Source organism: Sporosarcina sp. YIM B06819 (assembly GCF_033485175.1).
Taxonomy (GTDB): Bacteria; Bacillota; Bacilli; order Bacillales_A; family Planococcaceae; genus Sporosarcina.
In genome coordinates this window covers 1-24,847 of sequence record NZ_JAWLIQ010000009.1, presented here as the reverse complement: position 1 = coordinate 24,847, position 24,847 = coordinate 1, and the positions used below count along the sequence as shown (strand labels likewise).

The window sequence follows — 24,847 nt, the reverse complement described above, 5'->3', positions numbered from 1 at the left end:
TTGGAAGGAATGTTTACCATGGATTCATTTGAAACAAAATTGATGCTAGCCCTTTTGATGCCTGGGCTTCTTGTTATATTTTTTACGCGGGTGACTTTTCACCATATCGTCGGCCTAATTTTGACAGTTGCACTCATTGCAGCGTCGGTCTATGCGGGCTATACGCATAATTGGCTGTTGTACGTGGCGGATGCGCTGTCATTAACGGTAGGCTTCTGGTATGCGACCCGTATGGTGAATAAAGCCCGGCAACATGCTAAAGGTGAATAAAATACAGAACCGCTCCTTTTTTAAAGGGAGCGGTTTTATTGTCCTACATAAACAAACTATACACAGCAAGCACACCAATTGTACCAAGAACGACGGGCATGACGCCGCCTCCCAGAATCGCAATCAAAAACGCAACCCCTGCACCAATGAGGCCAAATAATAGATTGCCTTCCTGTACGAATAACACGGCCGGGAAAATAAGTGCGCCGAGGACGGCATAAGGAATATTACGCAAGACACCTGATACGATTGGGGGTAATTCTTTGCCATCCAAAAACGTCAACGGAATCATACGAGGTATGTATGTCACGAGTGCCATGCCTAATAGCATCCACCAATAAGTTGCTCCCATCAAGCTCCCTCCTTTTGACTAACCATCGTTGCTTTACCACGTTTTGCGTAAACCATTTCGATTGAAATAGAAGAGACTAATGTTGCGATTAAAATGGACCAACCCGTTGATACACCAATGAAATAGAGTAGGCAATGCGCGACAGCTGCCAGACTTGCCAGCATGACGACTTTGCGGTTGCCTTTCATAGAAGGGACGAGCAGTCCAATGAACATGGCATAGAGTGCGATGGACATGGCAGCTTGTAAAAAGAGCGGTAGATTGGCGCCAATGACATGCCCAATACCGGTGAAAATAACCCAGCTCCCATAGGCGATGAGCGCAACACCAAATGCAAAGGCTGTTGGAATCTTACCTTTTTTACTTGTCGCGAGCACGGAAAATGATTCGTCCGTAATACCGAAAGCGTAGACCGCTTTGACCCACTTCTTGGCGGGTTGCATCTTTTCATTCAGCGAAGCCGTCATAAGAAAATGGCGAATGTTAACGACAAATGTATTCATAATAATTAACAAAGGATCGACGCCATATGTAATTAAGCTAAGCGACATGTATTGTGCCGCGCCGGCATAGACGAAAATACTCATCGCCGTTGCTTCGACGATGGACAAACCTGCTGTTTTTGCAAGGAGTCCAAATGTGAGGGCAACGGGGAAGTAGCCGATGGCGATACTGGTGCCGGCTTTTAATCCGGCTGAAAATTGGTTATTCTCCATATTGTCACATCCTTCTAAAGGTTTCCTGTGATTATACTATAATTCTGTGTTTTAATGGGGATATATAAGGGGAAATTCTAAGTATGAAGAAATTGTATTTAATTGTGCAGATGATTGGATATAATGGTGGATGGTGAAATATGTTTTTGTGAGGATGTTTCGGATGAATGAATGGCTAGATGTAGATAAAATTGTTGAATTGGCACAAAACTATAAAGCATTAGGACCGTTCATTGGACTGTTATTGCCATTTGTCGAATCTTTTTTACCATTCCTTCCGTTGTTCGTATTCGTTTTCGCAAATGCGAGCGCGTATGGTCTTTGGTATGGATTTATATTGTCATGGGCGGGAACCGTTGTCGGTTCATATGCAGTATTTTTGATTATCCGGAAATATGGTCGCAATCGTTTGTTAGAATTTTTGACGAAGAAACCACGTGTGCAGAAATTAATTAAATGGGTGGATAGTCGTGGTTTTGGTCCATTGTTTCTGTTGCTTTGCTTTCCGTTTACGCCATCAGCTCTTGTCAATCTCGTTGCGGCGTTATCGAATATGAGAAAAACGTATTATTTGATGACATTGATGGCTGGAAAACTGGTGATGATTTTCACGATTAGTTTCATTGGCTATGACTTAAAAGCGTTGCTGACGCAGCCCATTCGAACGGTAATTGTTGTGCTCATCATTATTTTGTTATGGCTTGTCGGAAAAGCCTTTGAAAATCGCTTGAATGCCAAAGTGGAAGCTGATTTCCGGGCAGTGGCCAATCATGTGGATGAAAAACGATAGGTTGTTCTCTTAATCGCTATCCTTTGTTATTTTCCGCGAGTTGGAAAATGATTTAGGATAGTTTTTTGTTTGAGTGAGTGGTTAGTAGTTCAGTTTTGGGAATAGGTAGTCCAGTTCTCTATATTCGTTGTCCAGTTTCCCCGAGGTAGTTCAGTTTGCTGATAAGGTAGTTCAGTTTTGGTAATAGGTAGTCCAGTTCTCTATATTCGTTGTCCAGTTTCTCCGGGGTAGTTCAGTTTACTGATTAGGTAGTTCAGTTTTGGTAATAGGTAGTCCAGTTCACCATATTCGTAGACCAGTTTCCCCAAGGTAGTTCAGTTTCGATATCGGTAGTCGAGTTTCTCTTAAAATCAAAAAATCGAAGCAACCCAGTTAGGTTGCTCCGATGATTACGAAAAACTCACTCCTTACCAAGCTCTTTCCCCATCCCCTTAAGGAAATCGAGTCCGAATTTGGCGGCACGGTTAATGTCGGGGTCATTTAAGGCCATCATAAACTGATAAACGCCCACTTTCTCTCCATTACCCCTGTACAATTCTGCTTCATCGAGCCCTTTTTTGATGCCGATGGCGAGCTTCTCTGTCACGGCAGGATCGATGGATGACATGACGCCGGATGCCTTTAAGACATGGTTGATGATGTTGGTGACCGGTTCCCGCGAAGCCTGGTCAACTGCAATTTTTGCGAGACTTTCCTTCGCTTTCACCATAGCTTTTAGTGCGTCGAAGATTCCAGCGTCATCTAGCTCACCAGTGATCTCCAGTATTTTATTGAGCGCCTGATCTTGTTCAGCAATCAATGCTTGTAGTTCTGCTAATTTCTGCTGTTTGATTTCTTCTGGTGACAATTCTTTCTTTTTAATAGAAGTAATCGGTATCGCCATTGATTATCACCTTTCCTTCCCGTATTTAAATCAATTACGCCTTGGCGTAATTGCGTCCAAATTTTGAATTGCGCTTGAGGCCTACAGGATGTAGGTCATGCAGTCGTTGCGAATCGAACAGCGAAGGGTTAGATTTGCCGTATTTCTGCGTACTTTGCGGAAATTAAGGCACTTTCTGACGTCGCGAACTTAGACTGCCATCTTTGATTCCTTCCAAAATTTGTGACATCCGCCGGAGGCATAACTTAATTCAGCAGGGGGCTTCTGCTGAATTAAGTTAAATGTACATAGCCAGGGCGTGCCCATTTGCGTTCCACTTCCACACCGTTTTGCGGGTGGCGCTTTTTATTGCGCGGATTAGAAGCAGGTAGTGGGTTTTTTCCGTCCTTTTGAAGCACTTCCATCCGTACCATCGTCTGTTTATAAGCCGGTGTATTCGTGCGCTGATCGACGGCAGGTCCGGTTAGGAAATTAATGGCCGATTCTTTTTCCACTGAGTTCATAGGCAAGAATAATTCGTTGTCCTTTACTCGGTCTGTGACGAGTGCCGGCAGTTTCAATGCACCGTATGGCGAGACGAGTCGGACCAGTGAACCACTTAACACGCCACGTTCTTTGGCAAGTTCAGGTGACACTTCAACGAAAATTCCTGGCACTTTCTCTTGAATACCTTGTGATTTATTCGTTAGATTACCTTCATGGAAATGCTCTAGCAAGCGCCCGTTATTAATATGAAGATCATATTCGACCGGGAATTCAACAGGTTCAACCCAGTCAGATAATGCGAAACGCGCTTTTTTATCCGGGAAATTAAAACCGTCCACATAGAGCAGTGACGTGCTTGAGCCATCCAAATTGCCCCATAAGAAACTACCCCAATCTTCCAGCACACGATAGTCGGCTTGACTAAACAGAGGCGAAAGACTAGCCATCTCCGCAAAAATATCCCCTGGATGACTGTAGTTCCAGTTTTGACCGAGTCGGTTCGCCACTTCTTGAATAATCCACCAGTCTGCCTTGGCATCACCAAGCTCTGGAAGTGCTTGGTACAGGCGTTGTACACGTCTTTCTGTATTGGTAAAGGTACCGTCTTTTTCAAGCGATGGCACAGCCGGTAAAATGACATCGGCATATTGTGCTGTTCTAGAAAAGAAAATATCTTGCACAACAAGGAAGTCGAGCTTCGCTAATACGTCGTGCACATAGTTGGCATTGGAATCGACAAGCGCCATATCTTCACCGACAATATACATTGCTTTCATAATACCTTCATCGATGGAATGCAGCATTTGAATATTATCGAGCCCAGGCTTATCGCCGATTGTCACGCCGTATGCCTGTTCAAATTTCTGACGCGCCGCATCGTTTGTGACATGCTGATAACCTGGCAGCCAGCCTGGTAAAGTTCCCATATCGCAAGCACCTTGGACGTTATTATGTCCACGAAGTGGATAGGCACCAGCGCCAGGACGACGATAGTTACCCGTTGCCAGCAGCAAGTTGGAGATGGCGGCAGATGTATCCGAGCCACCTGTGTTTTGCGTTACTCCCATGCCCCATAAAATACAAGTGCCATCCGCATCGCGAATCAATTCAGCGGTTTTAATCAGCATGTCTTTGGATACGTTACAGATTTTTTCAGCATAGTCGAGTGTATATGTTGAAAGAACGTCTTTGAAATCTTCTAAGTAGTGGACGTTGTCATCAATAAACGATTGATCATGCCAGCCCTGATCGATGATATATTTTGTCACTGCCATCAGCCATACTTGGTCCGTACCCTGCTTTGGACTGATAAAGATATCAGAGCGTTCGGCCATTTCATTTTTCCGTAAATCAGCGACAATAAGCTTTTGACCATGTAGCTTATGTGCACGTTTGACGCGTGTCGCGAGAACGGGATGCCCTTCGGCCGGGTTCGCTCCGATAATAATGACAAGACCTGCTTTAGCAATATCTTGAATGGTTCCAGCATCTCCACCCATACCGACTGTACGGAACAATCCGTCTGTCGCTGGAGACTGACAATAGCGTGAACAATTATCGACGTTATTTGTTTCAAACACTTGGCGAGCGAGCTTTTGGATGACGTAGTTTTCTTCATTGGTAATTTTTGAAGAGGAAATAATCCCAACAGCATCTTTGCCATGCTCTTTTTTAATCGTCCCAAGTTTGAGCGCCACAAGTTCAAGTGCTTCTTGCCATGAGGCTTCGACAAAAGCATCTCCTTTGCGAATAAGAGGTGTCGTTAACCTTTTGTCACTGTTGACGAAATCCCAACCAAATTTACCTTTAACACAAGTCGAAATCGCATTGACGGGAGCATCGGAAACCGGTTGGATTTTTAAAATTTTACGATCTTTTGTCCACACTTCGAATGAACAGCCAACCCCACAGAATGTACAAACTGTTTTCGTTTTTTTCGTCCGCGTATCACGCATTGCCGATTCCGCATCTGAAATCGCCATAATACCGCTGTATCCCGGCTCGACGTTTTTGACAAGATCTATCATTGGCGTTAGAATTTCCTCTTTTAGTCCAGTCATAAAGCCAGCTTCACCAAGCATTGATTTTTCCATTAACGCATTACATGGACAAGCCGTAACACATTGACCGCAGCCGACACAGGAAGAGTCATTAATTTTCGCACCGCCATCCCATAACACAATAGGCCGATCTCTTTCCCAATCGATGGACAAGGTTTCATTGACTTGTAAGTTTTGACATACTTCTACGCATTGGCCACAAGCGATACATTGGTTCGGATCGTAGCGATAAAATGGATGAGTAAAATCAACTTCATTTGTCGAGCATTTTGGTTCGTACGGGTATTTTTGGTGCTCAATTTCCATCAAATCCACTGTATTATGTATTTTGCAGTTGCCGTTATTGTTGTCGCATACAGTACAATACAGCAGGTGATTTTCAAGAATGCGGTCCATTGCTTCTGTTTGCGCTGCCTTGGCGCGCTTAGAAGAAAGTTGAACCTCCATCCCTGCCACAGCCTTTGTTGAACATGCCCGCATCAGTTCGCCATTCACTTCGACGATGCATGTGTCACATGTCTCAATCGGGTCGACTTCTGGTAAATGACAAATTTGCGGATGGGAAAATTGATATTGATTGATCACTTCAATGAGCGTTTTACCTTCATCAAAGTCAAAACTGGCACCGTTAATCTTTATGGCCACGGAGGCACCTCCTTTTTTTCGATAAAAAAACCACTATGAAAAAAATACACCGACTTGACAAGTGCACTTTCATAGTGGAATAGTCTTCTAACAGGACTTGTTAAATTACCAATCCATAATTCTAATCTACGCTCGATAACATCGGGGCAGAACCTACCACAATGCCAACATTAGTTACTAGTATAGTTGATTTTGTTTGAATAAACAATCTATTTTTGAGCTATTGAAATATTTCATTGTACTGTCAAAAGGGGAGTTAATCTATGTCGAAAAAAATTCATGCTTTTAATGATATTATCAGAAAGCTACGCAAAGATTTATTCGGTAAGGGGCCAGAACGCATCCATACGGTTATCGTGGACAATATGATTATTTCCACACTGTATGGCAACTTGACGCCGACTGAAAAGTTTATTGCAGGAACGCCAGAAGGCAAAGAAATGGTGCATACTGCGCGAACTCGAATGATTCAGCAAGTTTATGAAAAGGCACCACCAGAGGGGATGGAAGAACTCGTCGGCGCAAAATTTGTCCGTCTTTTCTCAGACATCAAATTGGAAGATGACATTGCTGTATCAGTGTTTCTATTCGACAGACCAATTGAGGATAAGGGAGGAAGGGATGATGGAACAAGATAAACAGCGGACCGTTTTTCGTTACATGAATGGTCAGTTTGTGGAAAAAGAAGATCGTGTCGTTGTCGAACATCCGGTTACGATTAAAATCAACGACCGGGAATTCGCAACGATTGTTTGCTCGCCGGAGTACATAGAGGACATGGCGGTCGGTTTTTTGGCATCAGAAGGTGTCATTCCAAAGTATAAGGACATTAAAAATATTTTGGTTCAGGAAGAATTAGGAATCGTCCATATCGAAACCGATAAAATGTATCCATTCTACGAAAAATTATTGAATAAACGCTATATCACCTCCTGTTGTGGCATGAGCCGACAAGGTTTTGTTTTTGCGAATGATGCGCTGACAGCCAAAAGGATGACGGAAACCCATGTGACATTGACCCCACAAGATTGTTTTTTCTTGATGAAGCAGATGGATCAAACGGCAGATATGTTTCACCAAACAGGTGGCGTCCATAATGCTGCACTTTGTGATGCAAATGGAATTGTATTGTCAAGAATGGATATCGGTAGACATAATGCATTGGATAAAATTTATGGTCATTGCTTGAAGCATCAAATTTCGGTCCGGGATAAAGTCATTGTGTTCAGCGGTAGAATTTCATCAGAGATTTTATTGAAAGTAGCAAAAATCGGCTGTGGAATTGTGCTTTCGAAGTCGGCCCCTACGGAGTTAGCATTGACATTAGCGGAAGAATTAGGGATTACGACTGTCGGATTTATTCGCCAGCAGTCCTTTAACTTATATACACATCCCGAGCGAATTATATTTGATGGACAATGAATGCATATAGTTGCTGTCAAGCTGCATATACTATCGATAACAGGACATATAGGGAGTTCCTGTGAGCAGTAGCCGGTGATGATTAGGCACCGTAAAAAAGTGAAATGCTTACCAGACTTCGGGTGCTGGGCGTTAGCGGGCAACTTAAAAAAAGTGATCCACTTACCGGACTTCGGGTGCCGGATGTAGGTTAGTCACCTAATCAGATAGGGAAGAAGAGAGCGAGTAGTCATACTACGCTCTTTTTTTGTTGTTTATGAACGTTGAATAGTTTACTTCATGGAACGTTGTCTAGTTTGGTGAAAACGTTGTCTAGTTTCCCAAGAACGTTGCATAGTTTGAGTAAAACGTTGCCTAGCTCCGCGATTATGTTGTTTACTTCATGGAACGTTGTCTAGTTTGGTGGAAACGTTGTTTAGTTTCCCGAGAACGTTGGATAGTTTGAGTAAAACGTTGCCTAGCTCCTCGATTATGTTGTTTACTTCATGGAACGTTGTCTAGTTTGGTGAAAACGTTGTCTAGTTTCCCGAGAACGTTGCATAGTTTGAGTAAAACGTTGCCTAGCTCCGCGATTATGTTGTTTACTTCATGGAACGTTGTCTAGTTAGGTGGAAACGTTGTTTAGTTTCCCAAGAACGTTGCATAGTTTGAGTAAAACGTTGCCTAGCTCCTCGATTATGTTGTTTACTTCATGGAACGTTGTCTAGTTTGGTGAAAACGTTGTCTAGTTTCCCAAGAACGTTGCATACAAGAAGTTAAAATTCCATCAAGTAATCAGTACCTACCACCCCAAACTTTCTGTACAATAGAAGGAAAGGCTGACAGGTATACATATATCTTTGATAAAAAAGGAGGGACTAGCATGTCACTACGTTTTATAACTGGTCGATCAGGTGCCGGAAAAACGACGTTCATCAAGCAGGAAATCGCCAAGGAACTCGAACAAAATCCCGTAGGTGCACCCATTATTGTCATCGTGCCTGATCAGATGTCGTTTGCGATGGAGCATAGCTTAGCTGTCGATTATGGCTTACAAGGGATCATCCGGGCGCAAGTATTGACGTTTAAGCGGCTGGCATGGCGCGTGTTGCAGGAAACGGGGGGCATTACGCGTAAGGAAGTGGATGGCTTCGGTTATCGGATGCTTGTACGCAGCGTGTTGGAAGATAATCGGGACGAGTTCAAGCTGTTTCGCCAAGCGGCGAGTAAACGAGGATTTACGGAAATGATTGGCGATTTGTTGAAGGAGTTTAGCCGCTATTGCTTGGATCACCAAACGATGGGTAATCTTTACGACGAGCTAGTAGCTGCCAATGCACCGCGTACGTTACTCGACAAAGCGAGTGATTTATCGCTGTTGCTGACGAAGATTGAGGACAAGCTGGGGACAACTTTTGTCGATAGTGAAGGCCATCTTGCCCTTCTTGCTGCGCAAATTAACCACTCGGAGCTGTTACAAGGTGCTGACATTTATTTGGATGGCTTTGAAAACTTTACGACGAGGGAATACGAAATCGTTTCGGAACTGATGAAGCATGCGAAGAACGTAACAGTTGTATTGCCGATGGAAGGTGCTCACGCTGGCTTTGCAGACCATGAACTTTTTTATAATCCGGTCAAGACGTCACTAAAGTTACGTGAATTAGCGCGTGCAGAATCAGTTGATGTGGAAGAAGATGTGCATCTCGCACAAGCACAACGTTTTCACAACGGCGACCTTCAACATTTTGAAGCGGAATTCGATCATTATCCAGCGCAAGTTAAACAGTCGGAAGGCCATGTTGTGCTAATTGAAGCGGCGAATCGTCGTGCAGAAATTCGTGCGGTAGCACGTCAGATTAGGGCATTGATGTTAGCGGGGAAACGCTATAAGGATATTGCGATTTTATATCGCCAGCCTGAAAAATATGATGAGCTCATTGAAACGATTTTTCCGCAGTATGACATACCGGTGTTTATCAGCCAGAAAAAGCCGATGCTACATCATCCACTCATCGAATTTTCACGTTCTATTTTAGAAACGGTGACGTCGGGTTGGTCATATGAGTCGGTATTTCGTGCGGTAAAGACGGATCTCTTTTTCCCGCACCGTGAAAATAAACTGCTGTGGCGTGACCGAGCAGATCGCCTGGAAAATTACGTTTTGGCGCACGGAATCTACGGTCAGCGCTGGTTCGATGACAGCCGTTGGCGCGTGAAAAAGTATCGTGGGTTGGAATTATATAGCGATGTACAAACCGATGAAGAGCGTGCGATGGAGAAGGAATTGCATGTTATTCGCGATGAAATTCGCGAGCCGCTTGCTGCGTTTGACAAGCGCTTGAAGGGGTCGACAAGTGGTCGCGATGTAGCAGAAGCATTGTTTTTATTGATGGAAAAGCTGCATGTGTATGATAAAATTATCGATTTGCGTGCTGAAGAAGAGCGGGCAGGACGTTTGTTGCGTGCAACTGAGCATGAACAGGCATGGAATGGCTGGATCAATGTACTCGATCAGTTCGTGTTGATGTTTGGCGACAAAGATATGCATCCAAAGGAAGCTGCGCGTATTTTAGATGAAGGCTTCGATTCGCTCGAATTTGCTCGCATTCCGCCGGCGCTTGATCAAGTGACGGTGTCGAATGTCGAAGTGTCTAATTTAATGGATATCGATGCGGTATTTGTCGTTGGGGTCAATGATGGCGTTATGCCAAAGCGTGTTGATAATGAAGGATTGTTATCCGATGCGGACCGTGAGTGGTTTACGGATATTGGCTTTGAGCTGGCACCGACTTCGAAAATGAAATTGATGGACGAAACATATATGGCTTACCGGGCATTTACCTCGCCACGCGAAAAACTCTTTGTATCTTATCCGGTTGCGGATGAAGAAGGGAAAGCTCTCCTTCCTTCATTATATAGCGCAAGAATCCAACAGCTATTGCCGGGTACACACACGATATTTGCGGTAACAGATCCATCGGAATTACCGCTTGAAGCAGATCCATTTGATTATATTAGCCATCCCCGTGCGGCATTGCCGTATGCTTCGATGAAATTAAAAGAAGCACAAAGCACCGGTGTCGTGGAACGCGAATGGCGTGCAGTCATGGCCTATTACGAGGAAGATCCGTATTGGTCTTCCGTATTTAGTCATATTATTCGTCCGATGAATGCTAAGAACGAAACCGAGCGTCTACGTCCTGAGTTGACGACCGGATTGTACGGGGAATCATTTGTTTCCAGTGTGTCACGTATTGAGTCATATTATAGTTGTCCGTTCCAGCACTATGCGTCATTTGGCTTGGGCTTGCGTGAACGCACCGAATTCACATTGGAGGCACCGGCTATCGGGGATTTATTCCACGCGGCGCTGAAATGGGTGTCTGATGAAACGATGCGTCTGGGGAAATCATGGGCAGAGTTGTCGCGCGAAGAGTGCTGGCAGCTGGCGAGGGCGGCAGTGGAAGATATTTCACCGTATTTTTTCAATCGGATTTTATTGTCAACGAGCCGTTATGTTTATATTAAGCGCAAGCTGATGCATATCATCCAGCGCACGATTTATTCGTTGAGTACGCAGGCAAAAGCGACAGTGTTTAGACCTGTTGCCATTGAAGCAGGATTTGGACCGGGCGAACAATTGCCAGCGCTTGAAATTCCTTTACGCCATGGTGATTCGATGAAATTACGCGGTCGCATTGACCGGGTGGATGCCTCGGAAATTGGCGGCAAAAACTATGTGCGCGTTGTTGATTATAAATCATCGGCACGTAGCCTTGATTTGACGGAAGTGTATTATGGCTTGTCGCTACAAATGATGACGTACCTAGACGTGGCGCTTGAGAATGCCGATGAATGGCTCGGATTCCACGCGGATCCAGCAGGGGTGCTCTATATGCATATCCATAATCCAATGATTCGTTCTGGTTCTGAATTAACACCTGCGCTACTGGAAGCCGAAATTGCAAAATCGTATAAGATGAGAGGCTATTTGCTGGATAATCAGGAAGTGGTTATCGGCATGGATGCGGATATTGGTAGGTCATCTGCCATCGTGCCGGCTTCTATTAAAACGGATGGTACCTTTGCGAAAACGTCAAAAGTATTGTCTTCTGATGATTTACAGATGATGCGCTCTTATGTGCGAACGCGTCACCAGAAGGCAGGAGATGCCATGCTGGCGGGGGACACGCGTGTTTATCCCTATAAATTACGAGATAAGATGCCTTGCCAATTTTGTTCGTATCGTTCCGTTTGTCAATTCGATCCAACAGATCCAGCACAGCAACACCGAGCGTATGCCGAAATGGATACTGAATCGTCACTTGAAAAAATGCGTAAGGAGGTCACTGACGATGCACATACCCGTGAAACCTGAGGGACTGACATTTACGGATGCCCAGTGGAAAGCCATTTGGGCTAAGGGCAAGGATATTCTTGTTTCCGCTGCGGCCGGTTCGGGCAAGACGAAAGTATTGATCACCCGAATGATTGAAAAAGTTTTGGATGAAAAAAATCCGATTGACGTTGATGAACTGCTAGTTGTGACGTTTACGAACGCTTCTGCTGCGGAAATGCGACATCGTATGGCGGAGGCATTAGAAGAAGCGATCGCTGAAAGACCGGGGTCTGTTCATTTGCGCAGGCAGTTGAATTTATTGAATAAAGCACAGATTTCTACCTTGCATTCATTCTGTTTAAATGTCGTAAGACAGTATGCTTATTTACTCGATATTGACCCTGGCTTCCGCATTGCTGATAGTACGGAAGCGGCATTATTGCGTGATGATACGATAGGAGATGTATTAGAGGAAGCGTATGGCGCAGAGAATCCTGATGCGATGTACAGGTTGGCGGATAGTTTTACGTCGGATCGTAACGATCAATCGATTGAAACGCTCATTGACCGGCTGTACGACTATTCCCGCGTCCACCCGTCGCCGGAACAATGGTTACGTCTCATTCCACAGCAATATGACATTGATGAGACGACTACGATTGACGATTTACCCTTTATGGAACCTCTCAAGTTGGCTATCCGCCATTCACTGGAGGAAGCGGCGGCATTGACGGGCGATATGAAACAGATTGCACTGATGCCCGATGGACCAGAACCACTTGCCGCTACGGCGGAAGCTGATTTGTTGTGGATACATGAAGCCATGCGACGCATGTCAGAAAGTACATGGCAGGAAACCTATGAGTTTTTCGGCTCGTTGAAGTGGGCAAAGGCGGGTACCATTCGCAAAGATTCGTGTGATGAAGAACTGGCGAAACGAGCGAAAGCGCTGCGTGATGCGGTGAAAAAGATCATTAACACAGTGAAAGAATCCTATTTCACCAGAACGCCTGCCCGTTTGCTGGATGAAATTCGCTTGATGGCACCGACGATGCATACGTTGATTGAACTAGTTGTCGACTTCGGTCAACGTTACGAGCAGTTGAAAATTGACCGAGGCATTGTCGATTTCTCTGACTTGGAGCATTACGCATTGCGTATTTTATCGCAGCAACAACATGGTCAGCTAGTCGCATCTGATATCGCTGAGGATTACCGCAAGCGTTTTGAGGAAGTGCTAGTCGATGAGTATCAAGATGTGAACTTGTTGCAGGAGACGATTATTCAGCTCATTAAACGCGGTGGTGAGCAAGACGGTAATCTATTTATGGTGGGCGATGTGAAGCAGTCGATTTACCGTTTTCGTCTGGCAGAACCGATGTTATTTCTCGGGAAATATAATCGATTTACCGAGAATGACGGCGATCAAGGCTTGAAAATCGATTTGAACGCCAATTTCCGCAGTCGAAAAGAAGTACTCGATGCCACAAATTTCATCTTTGCACAAGTGATGGGCGCGCGTGTTGGGGAAATCGATTATGATGATGCAGCGGCGCTGAAATATGGAGCGAAGTATCCGGATAAGGCTGTAACGGCAGGCTTGACGCTGCTGTATGATGAAGAGGAAGAAGAGTCAGAGGAAGTCGGGCAAAGCTTAAAAAGTTCGCAAGCAGAAGCACGCTTCATGATTAAACGAATTCAAGATTTATTAGCGTCAGGTGCTGAAGTAGCCGATGCATTTAGTGGTGAAAAACGTCCACTAGAATACCGAGATATTGTTATTTTAATGCGGTCGATGACGTGGTCGGGTGAAATTGCGGAAGAGTTTAAGTTGGCGGGTATTCCAATTTACGCGGAATTGTCGCGCGGTTATTTCGATGCACTTGAAGTGATGATTATGTTGAACACCTTGCGTGTCATCGACAATCCGTATCAGGATATTCCGCTGGCTTCTGTACTGCGTGCGCCATTTATTGGCATGACGGAAAATGAGTTGGCGCAAATTCGCATGGCTGGGAAAAACGAGCCGTTTTTTGAAGCATTGAAGCGTTTTGTGAGGACAGGTGGCGCCGGGATGGCGAGTGACACGCAGGAGAAATTACAGCGCTTTTTCATTCAGTTTGAAGAGTGGCGTAACTTGGCACGACGCGGTTCTTTGTCCGAATTAATTTGGCAGGTCTATGCAGATACCCATTATTATGAAATGGTCGGTGCGATGCCGAATGGCAAACAACGCCAAGCCAATTTACGTGCACTGCATGATCGTTCCATTGATTATGAAAAAACGTCGTTCCGTGGATTATTCCGTTTCTTGCGTTTTGTGGATCGGATGACGAAGCGGGGAGATGATCTGGGTGCTGCCCGTTCGATGAGCGACAAGGAAAATGTCGTGCGTATTATGACGATTCATTCATCGAAAGGATTGGAGTTCCCGTATGTGTTCATCGCTGGGGCGGGACGAAAATTTAATAAGATGGATTTCAATGAACCATATTTGTTTGACCAACATTTCGGGCTTGCGGTGAAAGCCATTGACCCAGATAATCGCATAACGTATACGTCGTTGCCATTTTTGGCGATGAAAGAACAGAAAGAACTTGAAATGCGTTCGGAAGAGATGCGCGTACTCTATGTTGCGATGACGCGGGCCAAGGAACATCTTGAAATCATTGCGTCCGTCAAGGATATTGAGATATCGATTGGCAAATGGCAGGATGCACAGTTAATAGATCCCGAGCTAATGTTGCCGGAATATACACGGTCACGAGCGAATGGTTATTTGGAGTGGATTGGTCCGGCTGTTGCGAGACATCAGGCATTCGCGAAGTTTGGCGCTATTCCAGGTGGACAATTAATGGATGATCCATCTGTTTGGCGCATTGATGCGTTACCGGTTTCTTCATTGTTTTCGGAAGAAGAGGACGTGGGCAAGGAGACTGAAGTACCGCTGGATATTCTGCCGAATGAAGAAGTGGATGCTGATTTACTAGCGGAAGTGAAACGTCGTTTTGATGCAAAGTATCTTTTCGAGGCTTCCATTTCGAAAAAATCTAAGCAAACGGTGAGTGAATTGAAGCGTTTGGCCATTCTTGAGCAACAGGCAGATGATACAGCTGTTGTGAAAAGTGATGAAGTAAGTATGGCCTACTTGCATGAGCGTCCAGCATTCATGCAGTCGCGGGCATTGTCTGCCGCGGAAATCGGGACGGCTATGCATACCATTATGCAGCATGTTGATATCGGAACAGCATGTACGGCTGCAGATATCGAGCAATTGGTTATGGAATTGGCGGAGCGCCAGTTGCTGACGGCTGAAGAGGCGAAGAAGGTCGATATCCAATCTGTTGCACATTTCTTCCAGCTACCAATTGCTTCAAGATTGCAACATGCCAAGCAGGTGTCGCGTGAATTGCCATTTACCTATGCGCATAGTGATGCAGATGGCGACTTCCAAATTTTACAAGGTATCGCGGATTGTTTATTCGAAGATCAGGATGGTTGGGTTTTACTGGATTATAAAACCGATAAAGTTCGCGAACGCTTTAGCTCTGATGAAGAAGTGGATGCTGAGATGCAGCAGCGTTACGGTATCCAGTTGAATTTGTATAAAAAAGCAATTGAAGCGATTTTAAAAATCGATATTAAAGAAATGGTCCTTTATTTATTTGATGGGCAAAGGACTGTCATAATTCAGGAGGAATAAATTTGAATGTAACACCAACAACACTTGGCAATCGTGTGGAAGTACTCGATTTACTAAGAGGCTTTGCATTGCTAGGCGTGTTTATAGCGAATATGATTCATTTCCAATCACCTTATTTGTATATGGATCCGTACACTTGGTTTAGTAGTCCAAGTGATGCAGCGACATTTAAGGTGATTGATATTTTTGTAGAAGGTAGTTTTTACCCGATTTTTGCGATGTTATTTGGTTATGGGCTGAATATGCAATATGAAAAGACTTTAGCGAATGGGTCAGCTTTTGCGCCGATGATGGCGCGTCGGCTAGCGATTTTGCTCGGTTTTGGATTGATTCATGCATTGCTCATTTGGTCGGGGGATGTGTTGTTCACCTATGCGGCGATGGGCTTTATCATGATAGCGGTTGTTAAAATCCCTAAAAAGTGGATTTTGCCGATTGCAGCTATTTTGTATATCATTCCCAATGCTATCTTTTATGCAGGGACCAGTTATTTAGAAAAGGCGAGCCCAAACTCAGTGCTGTCAGGCTATGCAGATATCCAGCAAATTGAGCTGGCGATTAGCGCTTATGGTCTTGGTTCTTATGGGGAAATATTTAGCTTCCGTTTTGTAGAATGGCTTCCGTTTGGTTTCTTAGGCGTATTTTTGGCAGTCGTTATGATTTTGCCACTCCTTATGATAGGGGCAGGCCTGTCAAAGTGGAAAGTATTTGAACGTGCCGGGGAGATGAAAGGGCGTATCGTAGTTATTACTGTAATGGCATTGGCGGCTGGACTTTGGTTGAAGGCCGTTCCATTTACGGGGGAACCGACTTTGGCTGCACAAATGCTGCAATCAGTATTTGGAGGACCTATCTTGGCTGCAGGCTATGTCGGTCTGTTATTGCTACTCAGCCAAATCCCGTTATTCCGTACGGTTTTCCGCCCTGTTTCTAAGGCGGGCAGAATGTCGCTAACAACGTACATTACGCAATCGATTGTTGCGACTACCATCTTCTATTCTTACGGTTTTGGCATGTATGGAAAAATCGACTTGGAAACGGGTGTCTGGATTGCGCTAGGTGTATTTATTATCCAAGTCATCTTTGCGGAATTGTGGTTTATGAAATTTAGCATGGGGCCACTTGAATGGCTGTGGCGAAAAGCAACATACGGAAAAAAATTGACGAATAAAGAGGGAAAAGGTCATCGCTTGTCGTAACAATAAAGGATAAGGGAAACACTTACTGAAGGGATGGGTTAGCAGATGAAACTATTGTCGTTCCGTTACGAGGGTCAGACATTATTTGGTCCGAAGGTGAAGAAGGAAGATGCGGTATGGGATATGTTAGCTATCGCACAAGCGTACGGAGACACCGATTTTCCACAAACCATTACAGAAGGAATCGCGCATGGATTGGATTTTGTTGAACGAGTCAGAAAACTTGCGGAACAAGCACGAACAGATGATAATCCTAGTCGCTTTAAATATGCATTTACAGCTATCGAATGGTTGGCGCCAATTCCAAGAACACCTAAAAATGTCCTGTGTGTCGGCAAAAACTACGCAGAACATGCAGCAGAAATGGGCGCGGAAGCACCACCTGAAAAGCTGATGATATTCACAAAATCCCCAACTGCCATCGCAGCGGATGAGCAAGATTTACCAATTCATGAAGATGTAACAGATAGCTTGGATTACGAAGGAGAATTGGCAGTTGTCATCGGTAAGAAGGGACGTAATATCCCGAAACAGCTGGCATATGATTACGTTTTCGGTTACACAATCGCTAATGACGTGACAGCACGGGACGTCCAAGCCGCTCACGGTCAATTTTTCCTTGGTAAGAGCTTAGATGGTTCTTGTCCAATGGGACCTTATATTGTGACGAAAAATGAAATCCCACATGCACATAACTTATCTATTGTAACGAAAGTCAATGACGCAGTTAGACAGAATGGTAATACAGCTTCTATGATTTTTAAAATTGATGACCTCATTGCGGAAATTTCTCGTTTTGTAACACTTGAACCGGGGGATGTCATCTTAACAGGTACACCTGCTGGCGTAGGTAAAGGAATGACGCCACCGACGTTTTTGAAAAAAGGTGATACTGTGAAAATTTCGATTGAGGGAATTGGTACGTTGGTGAATACGTTTAATTGATTATAGAATTAGGTGTCAGGCATTCGCGAGATTAGCGAGTGTCTGGCACTATTTTTTACAGTGTTAAATGCCCAAGCTAGACTTGTTGCAACTCTACTATTCTACTTGCACCTTTCGACTGGAGCGTGGGGCAGGCACTGCACAATTCGAAGAATACGATTTGTATCAAGGTTTGTCCTTTGTCCAAGTTATCATCCATATAATCTAGCGAAGGCGCATTACAGATGTATCCTCTAAGCTCCGAAGTGGTTCAGAGATCTGTAATTGCAACTCCACGATTCTAATTGCAAACATAACTTGCCATAGGAATTTCAAGCAATCCCCAACTACATATCTCCCATAAGCCAGATTTCTACCCAGTCGATTTATATTATGGTACGATTATTTAGGTACAATATTATAATGAGGTGACTATTTTGGAAGTATTAGCAAGTACAACACATTTTCATATTCTCACATGGGTTGCAGGAATTATTATTTTCATTGTAACGTCAGGATTGGAAAGTGGAACAAAAGGTAAAAAAATCGCTCATATGGTGACACGTCTATTTTACGTGTTAATCATACTATCTGGATTCTTGTTATTTATGAAATACTCTAGTATCAACGCAGCGCTTTACGGCGTTAAGTTCTTACTCGGACTGCTAACAATTGGCATGATGGAAATGGTTCTTGTTCGTTCTGCAAAAAACAAAAGCGTCAAAGTATTTTGGATCCTGTTTTTCGTCTTCGTGTTAGCAACACTATTCCTCGGATTTTCAATTGGCATCGGATTTAATTTCTTCGCATGATAAAATAAGGGAGGCAAGAGGATGGAAACGAGTATCGGGCCGATTTTACTTATCGTTGTGTTGATGCTGATGGCACTCTTTGCCATCTCCGTCTTCGTTCTTTCGAGAAGAAAGACCTCCATGCAAGATGACGATATGTATGAACAATGAAACCTGCTGGTTAATGAGCCAGCAGGTTTTTCATTGTCTAGGCTTTGTGCGCTTCGCTTATTGTTCAGGCTTCTAAAAATTTATTCACAATATAGACCTATTTAAAGATGAAGGTTTTCAAATTCAATTTGAAACTATGGCAGTCCGGTGTTTCGTTTGGTAAAGTGAAGGGTGACAGCTTATTTTGTGCAGCGGATGACACGGATTTTTTTGGAGGAGGCTTTTTTTGTGAGAGTGAAGAAATGGTTTGGATTAGTTGTGACTTCACTGCTTCTTGTATCTACCCTATTTCCAGCTGGGGTTTTTGCACAGGCAGAACGGACAATAGAGGACGAAAGTATATATGATTTGCTGGTCGATCGTTATAACAACGGTGACGGGCTTAACGATTATAATGTCGATACACAGAATTTAAGTGCATTCAACGGTGGAGATTTTACCGGTATTGGTACACGATTAGAGCATATTGCTGCAATGGGCTTTACGGTTATTTCACTTGGTCCGGTATTTGCGACGGAATCCTATGATGGTAGCAAGGTGCTTGATTATACAAAGCTTGAGCCGCATTTTGGTACGGACAAGGAATTTAGTGAGATGATCAAAGCCGTCCACAAAAGGGATATTGCCGTTATTGCTGACTTCCCATTTGCAGGCGTCAGTGCCAATCATGTATGGGCGCAAGAAGGGAAGTTTGAGGCAATCCCTGCTACTGATGGAACAATCGATTGGGATCATTCGGATGTAGCCGTGCAGCAAGCGCTAAAAGAGGCAGTTGTAGATTTTGTAGAAACTTATAAATTGGATGGTATCCGCTTAACGAAGATTGAGAAATTCGATACAGCTTTTGTCAATGAAGTGATTGAGGCTGTCAAAGCAGTAAATCCTGATGCCTATGTGTTGACGAATGAAGCGAGTGATGCAAACTTTGATGGTTCGCTAAATATGGACAAGATGAATGCTTTGAGAAAATCATTTGTAACACCTGATGCAGATGCCGCTTCCTTATCGCTATTCACCGATATGTCTACCAAAGGATTAGTTCAATTCGATGATTTAACGGGACCGCGTTACACATACGATATTGTAGAGGCAAGAATGTTCCCGCCTACAAGGTGGAAACTAGCGGCGACAGCTCTATTTAGCATGCCGGGGACGCCCCTTGTGCCTTACGGGACTGAAATTGCGGTAAATGGTAAGGCTGCTCCAGAAAGTCACCCGCTTATGAATTATAAGATTGACCAGGAATTAGTGGAGTACATTGGTGATTTGAACAAATTACGCAACCAATCTGAAACATTCCGCAGTGGTGATTTTGAAATTTTGTATAATGAAGATGGATTTTCCGTATTTAAACGTTCGTCTGATAAAGAAACGTGGATTATTGCTTTGAATAATACGACGCAGACATCGAATTTCGCTATCCCGAAAGAAGTTATCGGTGCCAATAAAAAATTACGTGGTGTACTCGATAACGATTTAGTACGCGAAAGTAAAGATGGCATGTTCCGTGTCGTACTTGAACGTGAAGTAGCTGAAATCTATATTGCTGATGAAGATACAGGCTTTAATATCCCATATTTAATCGCATCGATTTTAATCTACGTCACTTTCCTTGGCTTCCTCTTTATGGTTTGGAAAAGGGGTAAGCGAGGTAGAAAAGAAGATAACGCAAAATAATAGAAAAAACACCAGAATGCCCAATGGCTCTGGTGTTTTTTTAATTAAGGTTGTTTATTCAAGAAAAAGATGGCGACTGTACCGGGGCCTGTGTGGGCACCAATGGTAGAGCCAATCATATGAACTTCAATCTTTTTGGGACGGAATAATTCATCCACCAAGCCTTGCAGTTCAAGTGCAATATTTTCATCATCCGCATGGCTAATGGCAATCGTTTGTTCAGCTAGGTGATCGCCGCGTTCTGCCATTAGCTCCGTCATGCGGCGCAATACTTTTTTGCGACCACGGTGTTTTTCAATTGGCACAAGTTTACCTGCTTCAACGTGAAGAAGTGGTTTAATATTGAGCAACCCACCGATGAACGCGCTCGCTTTTGACACGCGTCCACCACGTGCCATATAGTCCAAATCTTCCACAGTGAATAAATGCTCCATATGCTCCGCCATGAAGCGGATTTTTTCCTCGATAGACTGGAGATCTTCCCCTGCTTCACGTAGACGAACCGCCTCCTTCACAAGAAGACCGTAGCCTAGCGAAGCGCATTTTGAATCTAAAATGACGAGATTCATGGCGGGATTTGTTTCTAGTACTTGCTTGCTAATCATGACGGCTGTGTCATGTGTTCCTGATAATTCAGACGAAAAGGCGATATAGATACCTTCTTCACCAGACGCCGCAAGTTCTTGCCACTTTTCAAGAAATAATTCTGGAGAAACTTGTGAGGTTTTTGGCTGTTTGCCATTCCGGATAGCATCGTATACTTCTTTTGGTTTAATAGCTAAGATGTCTTCATATTCGTTGTCATCAATGAGGACATGCAATGGAAAAAGTGTTACATCATTATCTTGAAAAAATGATTTGGGTAGATCACAAGCACTATCCGCAAAAATTCTCATAAAAATCCCTCCAATGGATAATTGTTGTTAGCCCAAGTGTAACCTCTCTTGAAGCACCTGCGCAATACCATCTTCGTTATTCGTAGCGGTTACTTCATCCGCAATCGATTTTAAGCGATCAATAGCGTTACCCATTGCAACACCAACACCTGCATAGTCAATCATTTCAAGGTCATTATCTTCATCGCCAAATGCGATAATCCGTTCTTGTGGGATGTCCATCCATTTAGCAACATGTGAAATCCCGACTGCTTTATGTAAGCCGTGTCGAATGACTTCAATGACATGCCAAGGAGCGCCCCAGCGTCGATGGTCAATGACTTCTGCATGTACTTCACCAAGGTGACGGCGAATGGCATCGACGGACTGTTCTTCTGCTTGGATAAGCAAGCTTGTTGGATTGACTTGCAAATGATTGCGGATATCTCCTTTCATAATATGTGGATTACCATAACTAAAAATGTCGAGTAGTTTTTCATCATGGTAATGCATGTAAACATCATCCATGACTTCTGCAACGATGTTTCGGATTGGAAATTGCTGTAGGGCATCCACTACTTCTTTGACGACTGGCAGTGAAATCGTCTCATGAATCGTTTGCCAAGATTGATTATCAGGGTGGTGAACAAATGCGCCATTAAAATTGACAATTGGCGTTTGAAGTCCAAGTTGACGGTAATAGACTTCACTAGCACGGTAAGGCCTACCGGTTGCAATCATCACATGATGGCCCTGCTCCTCAGCCTTTTTCAGCGTGAGCGCGGTTTTATCGGAAATGATTTTTTCGTCAGTGAGTAATGTCCCGTCAAGATCAAGGACAATTAGATGTGGTTTCAAAAAAACGCCTCCTTCTCTTTAAATAGTCTATCGTTAATAGGTGAATCAAGTCAAAAAATCCATCCAAACAAACGAAACCCCAAGATGCGGTGATTTTATGGTCTATTATTTCGTGTTTTATCTTCGAATTGCTCGTGAATTACAAATGTATAACCAAGGATTTTTCATATTAGGAAAATTAGTGAGGAACTGGTTAATTGCTATAATAATGGCGCATAAATAAATAAATAAATAAATAAATAATAGTATAAAAATCTATGGTATGAATGTAGGTTAAGAAAAAAATAACTTGAAAATAGAAAATTATTATTGTGTAGTTCTATTGTTCTATTATATGATAAAAAAAGATAGGAAAGGTCAAAAAACTACAAGTTTCGCGAGTAGCTTTTTCGATGAAAGTAAATTTATTGAAAATTACTTTATAGGAGGAAATTATGGAGTGCGAATCAAGAACCATAGTGATAGAGATCAAACCATTTCATTTTGAGCTCTATGTATCTACTAGAAAAAAAGTCGAATCTTAGGGGTGGGTGTCGGGCATATAGAAGCATGGTGGGAAGCGAAAATTGGGAAAAGTTCTGCTAGGAAATATGAAAACTATGCCCGGATTTAGTAACGATGGAAATAATCTTACTAAAATGGACAACAGAGAAGCAAAGGTTATCATGTGTTCGTCAATGGAAAAAAAGAGTAAGGTGTTAGTAATAATGGGGGACTTACATTTTGATGTAGAACCCTTTTTTATAAAGGACTACAAACTATCATATAAATAGATCAACCAAGTGTATTGATTAACCCTGAAAAGTCGAAATATTACAAAAAAGAATACTGTATTCCCGAATTTGATTCAAAAGTTACTTTCACAGTGAAGCGTATTTCAGTTGCTTTCATCTACTTCTACGGTCAATATCTGTTAATGATAAAAAAGATTGGGGCGGATAGCACTTTGATAGACACTGCAATCAATTGTATCGATAGATCAGCAAGCTAAAGGTTAGCGATTTAATAATAATGAATTTGGAGCTGATTAGATGAAAACGATAGCCTATCGAATAAAAATCTTTGCAATTATTCTAGCAATGATCCTATCTTCTTTTCAATTTAGCGCATTGAGTTATGCGGAAGAAAGCGGGTTAGTTGTCGGAACTGGAAAAACTAAAGAGGAGTTAGCTAGTAAAATTTTGGGACAAGGAGTAGAAGTCTCGAATATTACATTAACTGGCGCTGCTCACGCCTTTGGAGAGTTTAGTGGAGGTAAAGATATTATTGGCTTCGAGGAAGGGATTATCCTTAGTACAGGTAAGGCTGCGGATGTGATTGGACCAAATAATAGTGTGGGTAAATCTACGGTTAATGGGGTTCCTGGAGATGCAAACTTGGGCAGTATTACCAATGGTTTGGGAACTTATGATGCAGCCATATTGGAATTTGACTTTGTTCCATTGGGCGATCATATTTCCTTTCAATATGTATTTTCATCTGAGGAATATAATGAAAATGCGAACAGTGAATTTAACGATGTTTTTGCCTTTTTTGTAAATGGTCAGAATGCTGCTCTACTTCCCGAAACAAATACTTCTGTTTCGATTAATACAGTGAATGGTGGATATCCATTGGGTATAAATGCAAAAAATCCGAAGTATTTTATAAACAACGATGATGCCCACTTGAATACACAAATGGATGGCCTTACGGTTGTTATGTCGGTTTCCGTAGCGGTTAATCCAGGAATAATGAATCATATCAAACTAGCGATTGCTGATGGTTTTGACGGATTTTTAGACTCAAACGTATTTATTAAAGCGGGAAGCTTAAATGATCATGCTGTTCAAGCAGGAGTTTTAGAAGTTACAACAAAAGAAACTGTTGATGATGGGTACGATATTCATATTCTAAGAAAAGATGGAAGCGATGGAACTGTATCTGTCGACTGGCAGGCTAAAGATGAGAATGGTAATATACTTGCTTCGGGCACACTCGTTATTAATGATGGAGAGACAAATCAATCGATTACGGTCCCCCAAAATACTTATTTAATCGAATTAAGCAATACAACTGGTGGTGTCCAAATTAGCAATGATAGCAAATCGAAAAACATAAATGACATTCCTTACGTTGAAGGACCAATCACTCCATCCGCCCCAAGTGTAACCGCGGATGATGTGACGAACATGATTGTAGGCATTGACGCTACGATGGAATATCAAATCGATGGAGGAGTATGGACGGTATATAATTCGTCAACTCCACCAGATTTAAGTGGAAATAAAACGGTGAGAGTAAGAATCGCAGCCAATGCGGAAACAGGTGCACCAGCTGGAGCCGAAACTACTTTAACGTTTTCAATTAATAATGACGAAATGGTTGTTATTTTTGATGCTCAAGGCGGTAGCGTAGTAGAAAGCAAAACAGCAATCTATAATACAGCAATCACAGCACCAACAGTACCAACAAAAGCGGGTTACACATTCGATGGTTGGTACAAAGAAGTAGGACTGACGAATGCATGGGATTTCACAGAAGATACAGTAACATCGGCAACAACGCTTTACGCAAAATGGACAATCAATAATTACACGGTCACATTTGATTCCCAAGGCGGAAGCGCAGTAAGTGATAAAACAACAAACTACAACACAGCAATCACAGCACCAACAGCACCAACAAAAGTGGGTTACACATTCGATGGTTGGTACAAAGAAGT

18 protein-coding genes are annotated in these 24,847 nt (G+C 43.1%); 12 read left to right on the top strand and 6 right to left on the bottom strand.

Going from position 1 to position 24,847, the window contains the following annotated elements; translation table 11 throughout:
• Positions 1–18: 18 nt before the first annotated feature.
• Positions 19–270 carry a CsbA family protein gene (locus tag R2B72_RS07190; RefSeq protein ID WP_318615761.1) on the top strand — a complete coding sequence of 84 codons (252 nt, stop codon included), beginning with the start codon at positions 19–21 and terminating at the stop codon, positions 268–270.
• A gap of 43 nt (positions 271–313) precedes the next feature.
• On the opposite strand, the gene R2B72_RS07185 is transcribed toward R2B72_RS07190, so the two are convergent.
• Positions 314–622 (bottom strand): AzlD domain-containing protein, encoded by a 309-nt coding sequence (locus tag R2B72_RS07185; protein WP_318615760.1) that lies wholly within the window; start codon positions 620–622, stop codon positions 314–316.
• Entirely contained in the window at positions 622–1,338 is a 717-nt protein-coding gene (locus R2B72_RS07180; RefSeq protein WP_318615759.1) for an AzlC family ABC transporter permease, read from the bottom strand. Before R2B72_RS07180 ends, R2B72_RS07185 begins: the two co-directional genes overlap by 1 nt.
• A 163-nt stretch (positions 1,339–1,501) precedes the next feature.
• On the opposite strand from R2B72_RS07180, the gene R2B72_RS07175 reads away from it, so the two are divergent.
• Positions 1,502–2,128, top strand: coding sequence for a TVP38/TMEM64 family protein (locus R2B72_RS07175; protein WP_318615758.1), 627 nt, complete (start codon positions 1,502–1,504; stop codon positions 2,126–2,128).
• 400 nt (positions 2,129–2,528) lie between these two features.
• On the opposite strand, the gene R2B72_RS07170 is transcribed toward R2B72_RS07175, so the two are convergent.
• Positions 2,529–3,011 (bottom strand): DUF1641 domain-containing protein, encoded by a 483-nt coding sequence (locus tag R2B72_RS07170; RefSeq protein WP_318615757.1) that lies wholly within the window; start codon positions 3,009–3,011, stop codon positions 2,529–2,531.
• 272 nt (positions 3,012–3,283) lie between these two features.
• On the bottom strand, positions 3,284–6,202 hold the full coding sequence (gene fdhF, locus R2B72_RS07165; protein WP_318615756.1) for a formate dehydrogenase subunit alpha: 2,919 nt from the start codon (positions 6,200–6,202) through the stop codon (positions 3,284–3,286).
• Positions 6,203–6,465: 263 nt separating this feature from the next.
• Here fdhF and R2B72_RS07160 point away from each other — a divergent pair, with 263 nt between their 5' ends.
• From R2B72_RS07160 to R2B72_RS07120, 9 genes are all read left to right on the top strand, one after another.
• Positions 6,466–6,840, top strand: a complete 375-nt coding sequence (locus tag R2B72_RS07160) for a DUF2294 domain-containing protein (RefSeq protein ID WP_318615755.1) — start codon at positions 6,466–6,468, stop codon at positions 6,838–6,840.
• Positions 6,827–7,624 (top strand): formate dehydrogenase accessory sulfurtransferase FdhD, encoded by a 798-nt coding sequence (gene fdhD / locus R2B72_RS07155; protein WP_318615754.1) that lies wholly within the window; start codon positions 6,827–6,829, stop codon positions 7,622–7,624. The genes R2B72_RS07160 and fdhD overlap by 14 nt, the downstream gene beginning before the upstream one ends.
• Before the next feature lie 862 nt (positions 7,625–8,486).
• Positions 8,487–11,984 carry a helicase-exonuclease AddAB subunit AddB gene (addB, locus tag R2B72_RS07150; RefSeq protein ID WP_318615752.1) on the top strand — a complete coding sequence of 1,166 codons (3,498 nt, stop codon included), beginning with the start codon at positions 8,487–8,489 and terminating at the stop codon, positions 11,982–11,984.
• On the top strand, positions 11,962–15,648 hold the full coding sequence (addA, locus tag R2B72_RS07145; protein ID WP_318615751.1) for a helicase-exonuclease AddAB subunit AddA: 3,687 nt from the start codon (positions 11,962–11,964) through the stop codon (positions 15,646–15,648). Before addB ends, addA begins: the two co-directional genes overlap by 23 nt.
• A gap of 2 nt (positions 15,649–15,650) precedes the next feature.
• Positions 15,651–16,847: a DUF418 domain-containing protein gene (locus tag R2B72_RS07140; RefSeq protein ID WP_318615750.1), complete on the top strand. Its 1,197-nt coding sequence runs from the start codon at positions 15,651–15,653 to the stop codon at positions 16,845–16,847.
• Between the two features lie 45 nt (positions 16,848–16,892).
• Positions 16,893–17,792, top strand: a complete 900-nt coding sequence (locus R2B72_RS07135) for a fumarylacetoacetate hydrolase family protein (RefSeq protein WP_318615749.1) — start codon at positions 16,893–16,895, stop codon at positions 17,790–17,792.
• A 407-nt stretch (positions 17,793–18,199) separates the two neighbouring features.
• Entirely contained in the window at positions 18,200–18,583 is a 384-nt protein-coding gene (locus tag R2B72_RS07130; RefSeq protein WP_318615748.1) for a YisL family protein, read from the top strand.
• Between the two features lie 21 nt (positions 18,584–18,604).
• Complete coding sequence (locus R2B72_RS07125; RefSeq protein ID WP_318615747.1) at positions 18,605–18,733, top strand: hypothetical protein; 129 nt, start codon at positions 18,605–18,607, stop codon at positions 18,731–18,733.
• A 228-nt stretch (positions 18,734–18,961) separates the two neighbouring features.
• Entirely contained in the window at positions 18,962–20,410 is a 1,449-nt protein-coding gene (locus R2B72_RS07120; RefSeq protein ID WP_318615746.1) for an alpha-amylase family glycosyl hydrolase, read from the top strand.
• Between the two features lie 44 nt (positions 20,411–20,454).
• Here the strand turns inward: R2B72_RS07120 and R2B72_RS07115 are convergent, their stop codons facing one another.
• Both R2B72_RS07115 and R2B72_RS07110 read right to left on the bottom strand, forming a co-directional pair.
• Positions 20,455–21,306, bottom strand: coding sequence for a DegV family protein (locus tag R2B72_RS07115; RefSeq protein WP_318615745.1), 852 nt, complete (start codon positions 21,304–21,306; stop codon positions 20,455–20,457).
• A 27-nt stretch (positions 21,307–21,333) separates the two neighbouring features.
• Positions 21,334–22,143 (bottom strand): Cof-type HAD-IIB family hydrolase, encoded by an 810-nt coding sequence (locus R2B72_RS07110; protein ID WP_318615744.1) that lies wholly within the window; start codon positions 22,141–22,143, stop codon positions 21,334–21,336.
• Positions 22,144–23,174: 1,031 nt separating this feature from the next.
• Between R2B72_RS07110 and R2B72_RS07105 the strand changes: the two genes are divergently transcribed.
• Positions 23,175–24,847 (top strand): DUF4073 domain-containing protein (locus R2B72_RS07105; RefSeq protein ID WP_318615743.1); only part of this gene is annotated, 1,673 nt, incomplete at its 3' end.

Excerpts from the sequence above, each read along its gene's own strand:
- R2B72_RS07135 (WP_318615749.1), top strand. The coding sequence starts at position 16,893 with ATGAAACTATTGTCGTTCCGTTACGAGGGTCAGACATTATTTGGTCCG.
- R2B72_RS07190 (WP_318615761.1), top strand. The coding sequence starts at position 19 with ATGGATTCATTTGAAACAAAATTGATGCTAGCCCTTTTGATGCCTGGG.
- addB (WP_318615752.1), top strand. The coding sequence starts at position 8,487 with ATGTCACTACGTTTTATAACTGGTCGATCAGGTGCCGGAAAAACGACG.
- R2B72_RS07185 (WP_318615760.1), bottom strand. The coding sequence starts at position 622 with ATGGGAGCAACTTATTGGTGGATGCTATTAGGCATGGCACTCGTGACA.
- fdhD (WP_318615754.1), top strand. The coding sequence starts at position 6,827 with ATGGAACAAGATAAACAGCGGACCGTTTTTCGTTACATGAATGGTCAG.
- addA (WP_318615751.1), top strand. The coding sequence starts at position 11,962 with ATGCACATACCCGTGAAACCTGAGGGACTGACATTTACGGATGCCCAG.
- R2B72_RS07125 (WP_318615747.1), top strand. The coding sequence starts at position 18,605 with ATGGAAACGAGTATCGGGCCGATTTTACTTATCGTTGTGTTGATGCTG.
- R2B72_RS07115 (WP_318615745.1), bottom strand. The coding sequence starts at position 21,306 with ATGAGAATTTTTGCGGATAGTGCTTGTGATCTACCCAAATCATTTTTT.
- R2B72_RS07160 (WP_318615755.1), top strand. The coding sequence starts at position 6,466 with ATGTCGAAAAAAATTCATGCTTTTAATGATATTATCAGAAAGCTACGC.
- R2B72_RS07170 (WP_318615757.1), bottom strand. The coding sequence starts at position 3,011 with ATGGCGATACCGATTACTTCTATTAAAAAGAAAGAATTGTCACCAGAA.
- R2B72_RS07175 (WP_318615758.1), top strand. The coding sequence starts at position 1,502 with ATGAATGAATGGCTAGATGTAGATAAAATTGTTGAATTGGCACAAAAC.
- R2B72_RS07180 (WP_318615759.1), bottom strand. The coding sequence starts at position 1,338 with ATGGAGAATAACCAATTTTCAGCCGGATTAAAAGCCGGCACCAGTATC.